The organism is Sphingomonas xanthus (assembly GCF_007998985.1).
Taxonomy (GTDB): Bacteria; Pseudomonadota; Alphaproteobacteria; order Sphingomonadales; family Sphingomonadaceae; genus Sphingomicrobium; species Sphingomicrobium xanthum.
Genome location: NZ_CP041659.1, coordinates 1,332,719 through 1,346,230 on the forward strand (window position 1 = coordinate 1,332,719; position 13,512 = coordinate 1,346,230).

The 13,512-nt window shown below is 65.3% G+C and carries 16 protein-coding genes; 5 read left to right on the plus strand and 11 right to left on the minus strand.

Annotated features, from left to right (window positions below; genetic code table 11):
* Positions 1-162 precede the first annotated feature (162 nt).
* The 3 genes from FMM02_RS06690 to FMM02_RS06700 all read left to right on the plus strand — a co-directional run bounded on the left by FMM02_RS06690 (position 163) and on the right by FMM02_RS06700 (position 2,472).
* Positions 163-1,821: a M20/M25/M40 family metallo-hydrolase gene (locus FMM02_RS06690; RefSeq protein ID WP_147494122.1), complete on the plus strand. Its 1,659-nt coding sequence runs from the start codon at positions 163-165 to the stop codon at positions 1,819-1,821.
* 81 nt (positions 1,822-1,902) lie between these two features.
* Positions 1,903-2,028, plus strand: a complete 126-nt coding sequence (ykgO, locus tag FMM02_RS06695; RefSeq protein ID WP_006833921.1) for a type B 50S ribosomal protein L36 — start codon at positions 1,903-1,905, stop codon at positions 2,026-2,028.
* A 171-nt stretch (positions 2,029-2,199) separates the two neighbouring features.
* Positions 2,200-2,472: a hypothetical protein gene (locus tag FMM02_RS06700; RefSeq protein WP_147494123.1), complete on the plus strand. Its 273-nt coding sequence runs from the start codon at positions 2,200-2,202 to the stop codon at positions 2,470-2,472.
* Positions 2,473-2,478: 6 nt separating this feature from the next.
* On the opposite strand, the gene FMM02_RS06705 is transcribed toward FMM02_RS06700, so the two are convergent.
* From FMM02_RS06705 to purT, 6 genes are read right to left on the minus strand one after another with little or no spacing between them, the layout of a single operon-like run.
* On the minus strand, positions 2,479-2,898 hold the full coding sequence (locus FMM02_RS06705) for a hypothetical protein (protein ID WP_147494124.1): 420 nt from the start codon (positions 2,896-2,898) through the stop codon (positions 2,479-2,481).
* A gap of 38 nt (positions 2,899-2,936) precedes the next feature.
* Positions 2,937-3,404, minus strand: coding sequence for an arginine repressor (locus tag FMM02_RS06710; protein WP_147494125.1), 468 nt, complete (start codon positions 3,402-3,404; stop codon positions 2,937-2,939).
* Positions 3,401-4,261: an acetylglutamate kinase gene (argB, locus tag FMM02_RS06715; RefSeq protein ID WP_147494126.1), complete on the minus strand. Its 861-nt coding sequence runs from the start codon at positions 4,259-4,261 to the stop codon at positions 3,401-3,403. The genes FMM02_RS06710 and argB overlap by 4 nt, the downstream gene beginning before the upstream one ends.
* A complete protein-coding gene (argJ, locus tag FMM02_RS06720) occupies positions 4,258-5,424 on the minus strand; it encodes a bifunctional glutamate N-acetyltransferase/amino-acid acetyltransferase ArgJ (protein WP_147494127.1) in 1,167 nt (388 codons plus the stop codon). Before argJ ends, argB begins: the two co-directional genes overlap by 4 nt.
* The gene (gene argC, locus FMM02_RS06725; protein ID WP_147494128.1) at positions 5,421-6,428 is read right to left on the minus strand and encodes an N-acetyl-gamma-glutamyl-phosphate reductase; all 1,008 of its coding nucleotides are present in this window, start codon (positions 6,426-6,428) and stop codon (positions 5,421-5,423) included. The genes argJ and argC overlap by 4 nt, the downstream gene beginning before the upstream one ends.
* A gap of 38 nt (positions 6,429-6,466) precedes the next feature.
* The gene (purT, locus tag FMM02_RS06730) at positions 6,467-7,639 is read right to left on the minus strand and encodes a formate-dependent phosphoribosylglycinamide formyltransferase (protein ID WP_147494129.1); all 1,173 of its coding nucleotides are present in this window, start codon (positions 7,637-7,639) and stop codon (positions 6,467-6,469) included.
* Between the two features lie 70 nt (positions 7,640-7,709).
* Between purT and FMM02_RS06735 the strand changes: the two genes are divergently transcribed.
* Positions 7,710-8,651: a peptidylprolyl isomerase gene (locus FMM02_RS06735; protein ID WP_246104742.1), complete on the plus strand. Its 942-nt coding sequence runs from the start codon at positions 7,710-7,712 to the stop codon at positions 8,649-8,651.
* Between the two features lie 4 nt (positions 8,652-8,655).
* Here FMM02_RS06735 and FMM02_RS06740 read toward each other — a convergent pair whose 3' ends face one another.
* The 3 genes from FMM02_RS06740 to FMM02_RS06750 all read right to left on the minus strand — a co-directional run bounded on the left by FMM02_RS06740 (position 8,656) and on the right by FMM02_RS06750 (position 12,140).
* A complete protein-coding gene (locus FMM02_RS06740) occupies positions 8,656-8,916 on the minus strand; it encodes a hypothetical protein (protein WP_147494130.1) in 261 nt (86 codons plus the stop codon).
* Between the two features lie 63 nt (positions 8,917-8,979).
* On the minus strand, positions 8,980-11,463 hold the full coding sequence (locus tag FMM02_RS06745) for an ABC transporter permease (protein WP_147494131.1): 2,484 nt from the start codon (positions 11,461-11,463) through the stop codon (positions 8,980-8,982).
* The gene (locus FMM02_RS06750; RefSeq protein ID WP_147494132.1) at positions 11,460-12,140 is read right to left on the minus strand and encodes an ABC transporter ATP-binding protein; all 681 of its coding nucleotides are present in this window, start codon (positions 12,138-12,140) and stop codon (positions 11,460-11,462) included. The genes FMM02_RS06745 and FMM02_RS06750 overlap by 4 nt, the downstream gene beginning before the upstream one ends.
* Before the next feature lie 55 nt (positions 12,141-12,195).
* On the opposite strand from FMM02_RS06750, the gene FMM02_RS06755 reads away from it, so the two are divergent.
* Positions 12,196-12,822 (plus strand): arylesterase, encoded by a 627-nt coding sequence (locus tag FMM02_RS06755; RefSeq protein WP_147494133.1) that lies wholly within the window; start codon positions 12,196-12,198, stop codon positions 12,820-12,822.
* Here the strand turns inward: FMM02_RS06755 and FMM02_RS06760 are convergent.
* Entirely contained in the window at positions 12,819-13,127 is a 309-nt protein-coding gene (locus tag FMM02_RS06760) for a PilZ domain-containing protein (protein ID WP_246104859.1), read from the minus strand. The two genes, FMM02_RS06755 and FMM02_RS06760, sit on opposite strands and share 4 nt — an antisense overlap.
* An 11-nt stretch (positions 13,128-13,138) precedes the next feature.
* Positions 13,139-13,444, minus strand: a complete 306-nt coding sequence (locus FMM02_RS06765; RefSeq protein ID WP_187107716.1) for a PilZ domain-containing protein — start codon at positions 13,442-13,444, stop codon at positions 13,139-13,141.
* Positions 13,445-13,512 lie beyond the last annotated feature (68 nt).

Consider the following 13,512-nt stretch of genomic DNA (forward strand, 5'->3'; position numbering starts at 1 on the left):
GCTGGTTTGGGAAGACGGCGGCCCTGATAGAGAAGCAAGAGGCGCTCGGCAAACCCGCCGTTGGTCGAAAAGGCCGGCGGCGCCAACTGGCACTTGCCGCACCGCTCGACTAGCAGTCACAGGGATTGGCGGCTTACCGCCCGTTACAGGCCGGAGTGAGCCATGAAGACCTATTTTGCCGCCGCGTTCCTGGCACTGAGTGCGACCGCGGGCGCCCAACAGCTCGTCACCGCCCAGCCGCCGGTCGCCGATCAGTCGTCGGCGCGCCGGATCCAGGCCCATGTCGAATTTCTTGCATCCGACGGGCTGGAAGGCCGCGACACCGGGTCGCGGGGCTATGCCATTGCCGCGGATTATGTCGCCTCCCAATATCGGGCGTTGGGCCTTGAACCGGCCGGCGACAAGGGAAGCTGGTTCCAGCAAGTCCCGTTCCGCCGCGCATCTTATGAAAAGCAGCCGAAGATTTCGCTGACCGTCGATGGGCGGACGGTCCCGCTGGTCGCAGGGAAGGACGCAGCGGTCAGGCCGAGCGTCACCCAGAAGCTGCGGACGCTGAGCGCGAGGATGGTGTACGCCGGTTATGGCCTGACCGATCGGCAGCTCGGCTTCGACGATTATGCAGGGCTCGACCTCAAGGGGAAGGTGGCGGTGGTGTTGACCGGTACGCCTTCCGGTCTGCCAAGCGACATCGAGGCCCACCTTTCGGGCAGCAAGGCAGAATTCGCTGCGGCGGCTGGCGCGATCGGGATCATCGAGATCGGCCGGAACAGCAGCGGCGGGTTCAACCCGGCCGCAAGGGGCGGCCGTCCGTTGATCGACTGGGTGGATTCCAAGGGACAGGCGGGATTGAGTCCGGCGGGCTTGGCCGTCAACGTTAGCCTTTCGCGGGAATGGGCCGCCAAACTGTTTGACGGGGCGCCGCGGTCGCTGGATGCGGTGCGCAAGGAGGCCAAAGATGGGAAGCGAAACGCGCGCCTGCGCGGCTTTCCGCTGCGCCCGCTGATCAATGTCGAGGCACAGACCAAGTGGGAGGATTTCACTAGTCCCGAGGTGGTCGGACTGCTGCGGGGGTCGGACCCCGCGCTGGCAGCCGAGCATGTCGTGCTGACTGCCCATCTCGATCATCTTGGCACGCGGCGTGACGCCAAGCCGGGCGAGGACGCGATCTACAATGGCGCGCTCGACAATGCGGCGGGGATCGCCACGCTGCTTGAGGCCGCGCGGCATTTCACCCAGGCCGGGCAGCGGCCGCGCCGTTCGATCCTGTTCGTTGCCAATACCGGCGAGGAACAAGGTTTGCTCGGCGCCGACTATTACGCTGCTCACCCGACCGTGCCTGCTCAAAGCATCGTTGGCCTTGTCGATCTCGACATGCCGCTGCTTCTATACCCCTTCACCGACGTCATCGCCTTCGGCGCCGACCATTCGACAATCGGCGCGGCGGTCGCGGCGGCAGGCCAGGCGATGGGTATCGCCGTCAGCCCCGATCCCATGCCGGAGGAGGCGATCTTCACCCGGTCCGACCATTATCGGTTTGTTCGCCGCGGGGTTCCGGCGGTGCTGCTGATGACCGGTCACGGCAATGGCGGAAAGGCTCATTGGCAAGCCTATCTGAACAAGGTCTACCATTCGCCGCAGGACGACCTTTCACAGGCGATCGACTGGCAAGCCGGCGCCCGGTACGCGCTGCTCAACTATCGAATCGCCCGGACAATGGCGGACGCCCCGCAGCGGCCACTATGGCTCGCAGGGAATTATTTTGGTGATCGTTTCAATCCGAACGGGCCGCGCGCGCCGGCAAATCCGTCCACTCGACCTTGACTTGCGCGGCTCCTCGCCATAGGTGAGCCGCCGGTTTAACCCACCCGACAACACAAACTTACGAAGGCAGGCGTTCCGGCCATGAAGATTCGCAATTCCCTGAAGTCGCTGAAGTCGCGTCATCGCGATTGCCGGGTGATCCGTCGTCGCGGCCGGACCTACGTCATCAACAAGACGAATCGCCGCTTCAAGGCGCGCCAAGGCTAACGCCCCACCTGCGGTTCAGCGGTTGAAAAGCCTTCGCTCCGAGATGGGGCGGGGGCTTTTTCCATTGCCCGTCAGGAAAAATTCGGGAGATTCGCGCGTTATTGGGTGAATGCACGTTTCAGCGCGGGTTAAGCTCGGCTCGTCCAATGTGCAGGCCAAGGAGTGAGTAAAATGACTCGCACATGGAAGATGATCGCTGGCGTTGGACTGGTTGCGCTTGCCGCGACCGCGGCCTCGGCTGCCTACGCCCAGGCCCAGCCCGCCGACCAGGCGACGCCGAAAAGCTTCAACTGGGAAATCAAGGACGGCAAGCGCGTCCCCAAGGGCCAACGGCAGGTCAATGCCGATGGCAGCTGGCGCGAAGAAATCCGCCAGGGCAAGTGCCTGACGATCAAGGAAAAGTCGGCAGCAGGCGAATATAAAGAAACCCGCAAATGTGATTAGGCGGGACTAGCCCGCCTGATTGCCGGCCAGATTCTCCAGCCCGGTGCCGCCCTCGGTGCCGGGCTGAATTTCGCACGCCGGGAGGCCGACGGCTTCATTGTCTTTGCACAGGCGAACCTGGACGCTGTCATTGCCGCCGATGAACACGGCCCATTGCCGGTCGTCGCTGCAGGTCGCGGTCCACATGTCCATGTCGCGAAAGCGGGTGACATAGCCGGTCGACACCAGCCGGGCGCAGCGCAATCCCTGATCCGAGATCGCCCGCTTGAGTGCGATCGCGCGGTCGAGGTCGTTAAGCTTCATCAGCCGCTTCTGCGCCTCGCTACGCACCATGATGTCGTTTTGCAGTGGCGGTTCCGGCGTCGCGCTATCGCCGCAGGCCGCAAGCCCCAGCGCCGTTCCAACCAGCAAGGCCAGGCGATTCATGCTCTTCTCCTTCATCCCGCCAACGCGTGTGGCGGCGATTAAGCTCCGGCGCGCTTGCGATGCAACAGGTCGACCACGGCGGCATTGTCCGCGCCATCGACCAAGGCAACGAAGATGGTGTCGTCGCCGGCCAGGGTCCCGGCGATCGCGTCGATCCGCGCTGCATCAAGGGCGTTGGCGACCAGGTTGGCCGATCCGGGCGGCGTTTTCAGCACCAGCATGTTTCCGCACGGAATAATCGTATCGACCCACTCGGCGAGCAGCCGGTCCAGCTTTGCCGCTGCATGGTCCGCCTCGATCTGGTCGGGCATCACGTAGCGGATCGACCCATCGCGCTTCAGCTTGAACGCGCCGAGTTCCAGCAGGTCGCGGCTCACTGTAGCCTGGGTCGCGGCGATACCCGCAAGAGACAGGCGGGCAACCAGCTCTTCCTGGCTGCCGACGCGCCCGGAGCGGAGCCAGTCCGCGATCATCAGCTGGCGCTGGGTCTTGCCGACCGGGGTCATTGTAGCTCCGTGCTGATCATGGTGCCGATACCCTCGTCGGTGAACAGTTCGACCAGAATGGCATGTTCCGCACGGCCGTCGATCATGTGGGCGCTGCCGACACCGCCTTCGACCGCCTCGGCGCAGGCGGTCAGCTTGGGAATCATCCCGCCGGTTACCGATTCGTCGGAAATCCTCCGGCGCGCGTCGGCGGCGGTCAGGCGATGGATCAGGCTGCGCGGATCGTTCGGGTCGGCAAGAAGTCCGGGCGTAGCGGTCAGATAGATGAGCTTCTCTGCACCCATCGCCACGGCGATCGCCCGGGCGGCGTCGTCTGCATTGACGTTATAGGGTTGGGCCAACCGATCCGCGCCGACCGTCGAGACGATCGGAATCAGCCCGTCGTCATGAAAATCGTGGAGCAATGCGCCGCGGACCTTGGTGACCCTCCCGACATAGCCGAGCCGCTGATCGATCGGCTCGACCTCGAGCAGGCGACCGTCCTCCCCGGCCACGCCGATCGCCACCGGCTCCAACGCGTTGATCGCGGCCACGAGGTCGCGATTGGTCTTGCCGACCAACACCATGCGCACGATATCGAGCGTGTCGGCATCGGTAACGCGCAGGCCGTCGACCCGCTTCACGTCGATTCCCGCCCTGGCCATTTCGACGTCGATTTGCGGCCCGCCGCCGTGAACCAGTACCGGGCGGATACCGACCGAATGGAGCAGCAGGATGTCCTTCGCCAGGCTCCGCATCCGATCGGGATCGGTCATCGGCAGGCCGCCGACCTTGACGATGATCGTCTTGCCCGTGAAGCGGCGGATGTAGGGCAGCGCCTCGATCAGGATACGCGCGGTGTCGTTGGTGTTGATCATGACGTCGCCGCATTTTCCTTGATGTAGCCGGGACCTAGGTCAACGCTGACAGCGCGTCCCCTGCCCGTACCGAGGCCAAGGTCGACGAGGATATCGATCTCGCTGCCCTTCATATGGGCGAACACCGCCTCGGTGTCGTGCGGAACCTCGACGCCGGCCTTGGCAACGCCAATTCCGCCATAGGCGACGCTCGATGTCTCAGTGGCGAATTCGACGCCGCACGACCCCGCTTCGGCCAGCAGGCGGCCCCAATAGGCATCAGAGCCGTACCAGCTGCACTTGATCAGCTGGTTGTTGCCAATGGAGCGGGCGACCTTGCGCGCTTCGGCGTCGTTGGCAGCGCCGGTGACACGGATCACGACCAGCTTGGTCATGCCTTCCGCATCGCGCGCCATTTGCAGCATCAGTTCTTCGCATACCTGTCGCACGCCGTCTTCGAAGGCGCTGATGTCGGCCGGGCGACCGCGCTTGCCGCTGGCAAACAGCATGACCGTGTCGTTGGTCGACGTCGCGCCGTCGGTGATCAGCGAGTTGAATGTGGCGTCGGCGGCGCGGAACAGGATCGGCTGCAATTCCGCCGGGGACAGCTCGGCATCGGTGGTGAGGAAGGCGAGCATCGTCGCCATGTTGGGCGCCAACATGCCGCAGCCCTTGGCCATGCCGCCGACCGACCAGTGGCCACCCTCGGCCACGGCTTCCTTGGGCCGCGTGTCGGTGGTGAGGATGCCTTTTGCGGCGTCCCGGTGGCCATCGGCCGACAGCGTTTTGCCAAGCGTCGGGATGGCGCCGAGAATCTTGCGCATCGGAAGACGAAAGCCGATCAGACCGGTTGAACAGACCAGCATCGCGTCGCTCGCGCAGCCGATCGCGCTTGCCGCGGCATCGCACATCGCCTCGGCGTCGGTGCGGCCCTTGGCGCCGGTTCCCGCGTTGGCATTGCCCGAATTGACGATCACGCCCGCGGCCATTCCGCCGGTTGCCGTAAGCCGCTCCATGCTCGCTTCGACCGGTGGGGCTCGGAATTTGTTGGTAGTGAAAACCGCGGCGGTCGGGACGGGCTTGCCGTCCGCCGTCGCGAGGAGCGCAACGTCGCGGCGGCCGCCGGTCTTTATCCCGGCATGGTGGCCCGAGGCGACGAACCCTTGGGCGGCAGTCACGCTCATGGATAGATTCCCATCGTCGACAGGCCCGCGGCCTCGTCCAGGTTCAGCATCAAGTTGGCGCACTGGATCATTTGCCCAGCCGCGCCCTTGCCAAGATTGTCGATCGCCGCCAGCGAGATGATGCGGTTGGTACGTTCATCGTAGCGGGCGGTGAGGAAGGCCGCGTTGGAGCCGGCTGCCCATTTCGTTTCCGGCGGCATTTCCCCGACATGGACGAAACGCTCATTGGCATAGGCGTCGCGTAGCACTTGCAGAGGATCGCCGGGCTGCCGGGCCTGCGCATAGCAGGTGGCAAGAATGCCGCGGCTAAGCGATGCCAGGTGGGGAGTGAACAGGATAGAGGCGCCGGTCATCATCTCCATTTCCGCGGTATGGCGATGTCCGAGCAATCCATAGGCGCGGAAGTTCCCGTCGACCGCGCAAAAATGGGTTCCGGCGCCTGCGCCGCGACCGGCGCCGCTGACCCCCGATGCGGCGTCGACGATAATGCCGGTCGGTTCGACCAGTCCCGCTTCAATCAGCGGGCGCAGGGCAAGGCTTGCCGCGGTGGGGTAGCAGCCCGGGGCAGCGACCCGCGCCGCTCCGCGGATTTCCTCCCGGTGAAATTCGGGTAATCCGTAGACGAACGTCGAAAGCAGGTCGGGCCGGGCGTGCGGCTCGCCATACCAACGCTCGAACTGTTCGGCGCTGTCCAGCCGAAAGTCAGCGCCGAGGTCAACGATCGGCAGGTCGGCGGCGACCAGCTGATCCGCCAATCTCTGGGTCTCCCCATGCGGCAGGGCGGCAAGGATCAGGTCGCAGCCGCGCAGCTTCTTGGGATCCCACCGGGCGAAATGTTCGGACGCGTAGGCGAGGGCGAGGTGGGGATGGACGGACGACACCGGCTGGCCCGCGCTCGACGCCCCGAATGCGACCCCGACCTTGATCGCCGGATGGCCGGCGATCAGCCGCATCAACTCGCCGCCGACATAACCGGAAGCCCCCAGGATTGCTGCACGAATCATTGGAGCTATATGCAAATTACTGCATATTTATGCAAGCATCAGCCTTGGTACCGGATCGTTACCTTCGCGGCCGCCGCGATCGCGCGGTCTTTGGCGCCGCGGACATCGGCAGCCCGGGCAAGCGCCACGCCCATGCGGCGGTTGTTGAGCGTCTTGGGCTTGCCAAACAGGCGCAGTTCGACCGGGTGGCCCTCGTCGCCGGTCGCGAGCGCCTCGGCAACGCCGCCAAAGGTGAAATGCCGATGTTCACGGTCGGCGAGGACAACGGCACTGGCCGAAGGGCCGGCGAAGTCGATCGCCGGGATAGGCATCCCCAGGATAGCGCGAAGGTGAAGTTCGAACTGGTTGGGGTTCTGGCTGATCATCGTGACCATGCCCGTGTCATGCGGGCGCGGGGATAGTTCGGAGAAGATCGCCTGGTCGCCGGCAATGAAGAATTCGACGCCGAAAAGACCATGCCCGCCCAGCGCGTTCACGACCTTGGCAGCCTGTTCGCGGGCGGATTGGAGCGCGGTCTCGGGAATGGCCGCGGGCTGCCAGCTTTCGCGATAGTCACCGGCTTCCTGGCGGTGGCCAACCGGTTCACAGAACAGAACCCCGCCCCTTGTCGCCACGGTCAGCAGGGTGATCTCGCTGTCAAATGCGATGAACTGCTCGACAATGACTCGTGGCCGGTCGCCGCGCATATTGGCGACGGCATAATCCCAGGCGCTGCCAAGTTCATCCTCACTTCGGGCCACGCTTTGGCCCTTTCCCGACGAGGACATGACGGGCTTGACCACCGCCGGAAGGCCGACCGTGATTGCGGCGGCGATCGCCTCGTCGCGACTTTCGGCGAAGACATAGGCGGATGTGGTGAGGCCAAGTTCCTGGGCGGCGAAGTCGCGGATGCCGTCGCGGTTCATCGTCAGCTGCGCCGCCTTGGCCGACGGGACGACTGTCCACCCTTCTAGCTCGAGTGCCGCCAGCGCCGCAGTGTCGATTGCTTCGATTTCCGGAACGATATAGTCGGGCCGGTGTCGCTCCACCGCCTCGCGCAGCGCGGCACCATCGAGCATCGAAAACACCTCGCGGGCGTCGGCCATCTGCATTGCGGGGGCATCGTCATAGCGGTCGCACGCGATAACCCGGCAGCCCAGCCGCTTGGCGGCAATGGTGAATTCGCGTCCCAATTCTCCGGAGCCAAGCAGCATCAGGGTGGCGATATACATCGCGGCTCGCTAGCCTGATGTCGTACATTCGTCATCCCCTTTCGCGGGGGATGCACCCGGGGGAACTTCGATGCGTCATTTCGTCCTATTGTCCGCCTACCTGCTGACGGCCTGCCAGACCCGCGATGAAGGCGGGATGGTCGCGTCCAGCCCGCCCCCGCCGGTTGTGCCTTCGGTATCGTTCCCGGCTGGCGCGACCCCGACCAGCATCCTTGCCGCATCGAAGGCGGAGGAATGGGTCGCGATTCCTGCCGACGACCTGATGGTGATCGATCTTGCCGGTAATCGGCGGGTCGTGATCCAGCTCGCGCCCGACTTCGCGCCAGTACATGTCCGCAACATCAAGGCGCTGGCCCGCACCGGCTATTGGCAGGGCGCGGCGGTTTATCGGGTCCATGACAATTATGTCGCGCAATGGGGGAATAACGAAACCGACAAGCCGCTACCCGCCGGCGTCGTCAAGCAGCCGCCCGCCGAATATGAGCGCCCGCTGTCCGGGCTGGATGTCGTGCCGCTGGGGTCGCCTGATCCCTATGCTGCGATGGTCGGCTACGCGAAGGGCTGGCCGGTGGCGGTCGATTCGCGCGCCGCAACCGCTACCCTCGCTCATTGCTATGCCAGCGTCGGCGTCGGCCGGGACCTTTCACCCGATACCGGAATGGGCGGCGAACTATACGCGGTGATCGGTCACGGACCGCGCGCGCTCGACCGGGTTATTGCCAATGTCGGACGGGTGGTAAGCGGCATCGAGCATCTTTCGAGCTTGCCGCGCGGAACCGAGGCGCTCGGTTTCTACAAGGAACGGGCATCCGACGTGCCGATCGTCAACGTACAAATGGCCTCGACGATCGCCGAGGACGAGCGGCCCCGCTTCGAATATCTCGACGAGAAGAGCCAGAGCTTCGCCGCCTGGCTGCACGTCAAGAAAAACCGGCGGGACGATTTTTACATTCGTCCCGCCGGCGGTGTGGATCTTTGCAATGCGACGACGCCGGTAAGGGCTTCGGCTTAGGCGATCAGGCCGCCCATGCGGGCGATGTATCGCGGTTGCGGTGCTGGATAACGATCGGGCCATTATGATGACGCATGCTCGCTTCGGCCAGAGGCAGTGCCGTGGCGCAGAAAGCGCATTCCGCCGACACGCGGCCGATCAGCCATTGCGTCCGGCCGCAACCGGGGCAGTGGTTCACTTCATGTTCGCGATAGACGACATGGTAACCGCGCCCCGCCGGGTCATGTTTCATCTGCAAATCGCCCAGTGTGGGAACTGAAGCCATCGGACATTCCTTTCGGCGAAACAGAACGACCGAAGTTCCAATGGGTTGCATCGATGCACCAACTTACAGCGTTCGCAGTCCCTCGGCGGGACGCGCGTTGAGCGCCGGCATCGCAGCGGCGAGTGCCGCCAGCACCGCGAGAAGGATTGCCCCAAGCGGGATGGTCGCCAGCGCCGCCCAGTCGGGCCGGAACGCAAATTCGAACTGCTCCACCACCACCCAGCGCGCCGCGAGAGTGCCGGCCCCGAACGCCACCGAGGCCACAGCGGTGGCAAGAAGTGCAAATTCGACCAGCTGGCTTCGGGTCACTTCACCGCGGGTCGCGCCGACAAGCCGCAGCAGGACGATTTCGCGGGCGCGCTGGCGGCGGGTCGCAACTACCGATCCGGCAAGCACGATCATTCCCATCAGGATGGCGAAGACCGTTGCGATCCGAACCGCCCCGTCGATCGATTTAAGCAGTGTCTTCGCTTCCTCGACGACTTCGGAAACGCGAATTGCGCTGACCATCGGCAATTCGGCGGTCAGCGTCCCTTCAAGCGCGACGGTCGACCGGCCTTCGACAGGCGCGACGGTCGCCATGAGCGTATAGGGTGCGCCTTGAAGTGCGCCGGGCGAGAAGATGATGGCGAAGTTGAAGCCAAAACTGCGCCAGTCGATTTCCCGCAGCGATGCGATCCGCGCGTCAATAGGCCGGCCAAGGATGGCAATGGTCAGGCTATCGCCGACCTTGAGGTCGAGCGCGCGCGCCGCATCGACATCAAGGCTGATCAGTGGCGGACCGCGATAATCCGCCGGCCACCATTGACCGGCGACCACCCGGTTGGCGGGAGGTAGGCGCTCAGCGAATGTCAGGCCGCGATCACCGCGCAGGATCCAGGCCCCTTCGGGGATGGTCTGCAGGTCGGCGACCCGGGTGCCGTTCACCTTGGTTACCGGACCGCGCAGTGACGGGACCAGCCTCACCTCTGACCCTGGGGCGCGGGCTTCGACCAGCGTGCGAAACCGCTCCCCCTTGGACGGCGGAATGTCGACCAGAAACAGCGCCGGCGCCCGGCGCGGGATATTGGTATCGATTTCGGCCAGCACGCCCTGCGCCGTCGCCGCCAGAGTCACCAGCAGGGTAAGACCAAGACCGAGCGAGACTGCCAAGCGTCCGGTCGCCGCGCCCGGCCGGTCGAGCGCGGCGACGCCGAGCCTGGTGATGGGTCCGCCAAGATGGCGGGCACCGCGTGCGGCAAGACGGATCAGGCTCCCCACCAGCGCGAATAGCAGGCAGAGGCCCGCGATCGCGCCGATGCCGATTGCGGCGAATTGCGGATCGCTTGCCGTGCCGATCGCGAGTGCCGCGGCAAGCGCCAGCGCAAGCCCGGGCAGCAGGAAGCTCCGCCATTTGGGCGGTTCGCCATTGCCGAGGTCACCGCGAAGCAGCCGTGCCGGCCTGGTATCGCCCGCGGTGGAGACCGTTCGCCAGCTGGCGGCAAAGGAGATCAGCAGGCCGAACATCGCGGCCTGCCCAAGCGCTACCCATTGGGGCGAGCTGTCGGGAGCGACTGGCAGAAGGTCGGCGGTGAACCGGGCGACCGTCGCCGGCGCCGCCGCGCCAACCAGCAGGCCGGCAAGGACCGCGAGCCCGGAAATCAGGCCAATCTGGACCAGCAGTATCGCGTTGACGGTGCCGCGACTGGCTCCGACCAGCTTCAAAATTGCAATGGTCGGTCGGCGCGAGGCAGCGAATGCCGCGGCCGCGCTCGACATTCCGAGCCCGCCGATCGCCAGTGCCGACAGGGCGACCAGCAACAGCATCTGCCCCAACCTGTCGATAAAGCGGCGCGTGCCCGATCCGGCCTCATCCCGACTGGTGGCGCGCCAGCCGCCGTCGGGGAAGCGTTGCTGAAAGGCCTTGCCGGCGGCGTCGGCGTCGACCCCGGCCGGTAGGAGCAGGCGATAACTGGTGGCAGTCAGGCTGCCCGGCTGGATCAGTCCGGTCATCGCCAATCCGGACTCGTCCATGATCGCGGGCGGTGCGAGCGCGAACCCGGCGGAGCGCGGCAATTTTTCGACGATGGCGGAGATTCGGAATGCAGCATTGCCGATTCGCAGCGAATCGCCAACACCAAGCTCCAGCCGCTCGGAGACCTCGCGTCCGATGGCGACTTCGGCGCCCTGCGGACGGCTTCCCCCGGCAACCCAGCTTACGCCGCCGGCAAGTGGCCAGCGCGAATCCACGCCGGACAGTTCCGCCAGCAGGCTGCGACCATCGGGCGCCACCAGCATGGCGCGGGTCATGACGCTTCTCGAAGAGGTTCCGAGTCGGTCGATCGCAGCGCGCTCTGCGGGGTTCGCTTCGCGCTGGGCAACGCTGAGGACGAGGTCACCGCCAAGCAGCGAGCGCCCGTTGGCGGCGATAGCGGAATCGATCGAAGAGGCCAGGCTCGTGACCGAGGCAAGGCCGGCGACGGCAACGGCGAGGCAAAGCCACAAAAGGCCAAGTCCCGAAAGTCCGCCCCTAAGGTCCCGCAGCGCGAGCCGCCACACTTCCTTCATGCGGCGTCCGCGACCAGCCGGCCGTCGGACATGCGGACGATCCGCGAGGCACGGGCGGCAACCGCCGGGTCGTGGGTGATGACCAGCAGCCCGGCGCCCGCCTGGCTGGCACGGTCGAACAGCAGGTCGATGATCTGGCCGCCCGTCGCGCTGTCGAGGTTACCGGTCGGCTCGTCGGCCAGCAGCAGTTGGGGCCGCGGCGCGGTCGCGCGGGCAATGGCGACCCGCTGCTGCTCGCCGCCTGACAATTGGGCTGGATAATGCGCCAGGCGATGGCCAAGCCCGACGGACTGAAGTTCCGCCGCCGCGCGCTCGCGCGCATTGGTGATCCCAGCGAGCTCCAGCGGGACCGCGACATTTTCCAGCGCAGTCATCGTCGGCAGCAGGTGGAAGGCCTGGAGGATGATCCCCAGCGACCGTCCCCGCAGCCGGGCCAGCGCGTCTTCACCCAGTTCCCCGATCTGCGTTCCGGCGAGAGACACGCTGCCTCGGTCGGCGCGCTCAAGTCCGGCGATCACCGCCATCAAGGAGCTCTTGCCGGAACCGGAAGGGCCGAGCACCGCGACCGTTTCGCCGGCGTCCAGCGCCAGGCTCACCCCCTTGAGGATATCGGTTCGGACGTCGCCTTCACCGAGGGTGAGGTGAATGTCGTCGATGTCGATTAACGGCTGGCCCATGGTGGGAATAGCTAGGGAGCTTGCGCGGGGGCGACAATGGCCCCACGTTGGACAGATGATCCGCCGGTCGATCGCCGCCGCCATTCTGTCGATCAGCCTGACGGCTGCCGCTCCCGTCAAGGAACGACCACTGGTGCTCGCTTTCGGGGACAGTTTGACCGCCGGTTATGGCCTTGAGCCGGGCCTTGGCTTCGTGCCGCAGCTGCAGGCGACGCTGCGCCGGCATGGGATTGCCGTGGAGGTGGTCGACGCGGGGGTGTCGGGCGATACCAGCGAGGCGGGCAAGGCTCGGCTCGGCTGGACCCTCGATGGCATGGTCAGGAAGCCTGACCTGGTGATCCTCGAACTTGGGGCCAACGATATGCTGCGCGGGCTCGATCCTGCGCTGACCGAAGCCAACCTCGATGAGATGATGGTCGACCTCAATCGGCGAGAGATCCCGGTGCTGGTGTCCGGCATGCGCGCCGCGCCCAACCTTGACCCGGACTATGTCCAGCGGTTTGACGCGATCTACCCGGCGCTTGCGCAACGACATCGGGCGGCGCTCTATCCCTTCCTGCTTGACGGTGTCGCGGCGCAGCCCGGCATGGTTCAGGCTGACGGCTTGCATCCGACTTTCGCCGGCGTGAAGCGGATGGTGACGGGGATTGTACCGGCGGTGAAGCGCGCGCTGGGCCGCTAGGCGGCAAGGCCATCGAGCGAAATCGGCTCGGTGAATTCCGCGCCGATCTTGTTGCCGGCGATCCATTTGACAAGGGCATTGGCCCGCTCACGGCCTGGCAGGATCAGCCAGATGCGCGTCCCGACCTCGAGGTCGCCGTCCGCTTCGGCCATGAAGCCAGTCTCGGAAATGTTGAGAACCCGGGCTTCGAAGCCTTCGCTTCCCAACTCGCGCACGCGCGCGCCAATCTCGACTGACATGCGAGGCGTTCGTCGTCGCTCGTCCCGCGCTTCTTCGATCCGCGCCTTGATCATCCGGAACCCCATCTCCACGCCCGCTACTCCAGCGGTCCGGCGAAAGATATGCCCATCCGTCCGTCGCGCAGCCATCGCACCTGACCTGTCCGGCGCACGCGGTCAAGATGTTGAAGCGTCACGGTTTCGCCGATGTGCGCGTCCCCGGCAAAGGAAATCATCGCGCCGGAGGCAGAGAGGTTGACGATGTTCACTACCCGGGTGCGGCCTCGCAGCGTCAGCGCCCCGGTCCGGGAGGCAAATTCGGTCCGCTCCTCGTTGCGCTGGTCGAACATCCGCTTCACGCTGCGCGGGATCATGTCGCCATGAAGCTGGAAACGCGAGGACATGACCTTCTCCGATCTTATCGTAACGGGCGATTCCGTCATACTTCCCAACTGTTTAATAGTTGGTTCGC

Excerpts from the sequence above, each read along its gene's own strand:
- FMM02_RS06690 (WP_147494122.1), top strand. The coding sequence starts at position 163 with ATGAAGACCTATTTTGCCGCCGCGTTCCTGGCACTGAGTGCGACCGCG.
- ykgO (WP_006833921.1), top strand. The coding sequence starts at position 1,903 with ATGAAGATTCGCAATTCCCTGAAGTCGCTGAAGTCGCGTCATCGCGAT.
- FMM02_RS06700 (WP_147494123.1), top strand. The coding sequence starts at position 2,200 with ATGACTCGCACATGGAAGATGATCGCTGGCGTTGGACTGGTTGCGCTT.
- FMM02_RS06705 (WP_147494124.1), bottom strand. The coding sequence starts at position 2,898 with ATGAATCGCCTGGCCTTGCTGGTTGGAACGGCGCTGGGGCTTGCGGCC.
- FMM02_RS06710 (WP_147494125.1), bottom strand. The coding sequence starts at position 3,404 with ATGACCCCGGTCGGCAAGACCCAGCGCCAGCTGATGATCGCGGACTGG.
- argB (WP_147494126.1), bottom strand. The coding sequence starts at position 4,261 with ATGATCAACACCAACGACACCGCGCGTATCCTGATCGAGGCGCTGCCC.
- argJ (WP_147494127.1), bottom strand. The coding sequence starts at position 5,424 with ATGAGCGTGACTGCCGCCCAAGGGTTCGTCGCCTCGGGCCACCATGCC.
- argC (WP_147494128.1), bottom strand. The coding sequence starts at position 6,428 with ATGATTCGTGCAGCAATCCTGGGGGCTTCCGGTTATGTCGGCGGCGAG.
- purT (WP_147494129.1), bottom strand. The coding sequence starts at position 7,639 with ATGTATATCGCCACCCTGATGCTGCTTGGCTCCGGAGAATTGGGACGC.
- FMM02_RS06735 (WP_246104742.1), top strand. The coding sequence starts at position 7,710 with ATGCGTCATTTCGTCCTATTGTCCGCCTACCTGCTGACGGCCTGCCAG.
- FMM02_RS06740 (WP_147494130.1), bottom strand. The coding sequence starts at position 8,916 with ATGGCTTCAGTTCCCACACTGGGCGATTTGCAGATGAAACATGACCCG.
- FMM02_RS06745 (WP_147494131.1), bottom strand. The coding sequence starts at position 11,463 with ATGAAGGAAGTGTGGCGGCTCGCGCTGCGGGACCTTAGGGGCGGACTT.
- FMM02_RS06750 (WP_147494132.1), bottom strand. The coding sequence starts at position 12,140 with ATGGGCCAGCCGTTAATCGACATCGACGACATTCACCTCACCCTCGGT.
- FMM02_RS06755 (WP_147494133.1), top strand. The coding sequence starts at position 12,196 with ATGATCCGCCGGTCGATCGCCGCCGCCATTCTGTCGATCAGCCTGACG.
- FMM02_RS06760 (WP_246104859.1), bottom strand. The coding sequence starts at position 13,127 with ATGGGGTTCCGGATGATCAAGGCGCGGATCGAAGAAGCGCGGGACGAG.
- FMM02_RS06765 (WP_187107716.1), bottom strand. The coding sequence starts at position 13,444 with ATGTCCTCGCGTTTCCAGCTTCATGGCGACATGATCCCGCGCAGCGTG.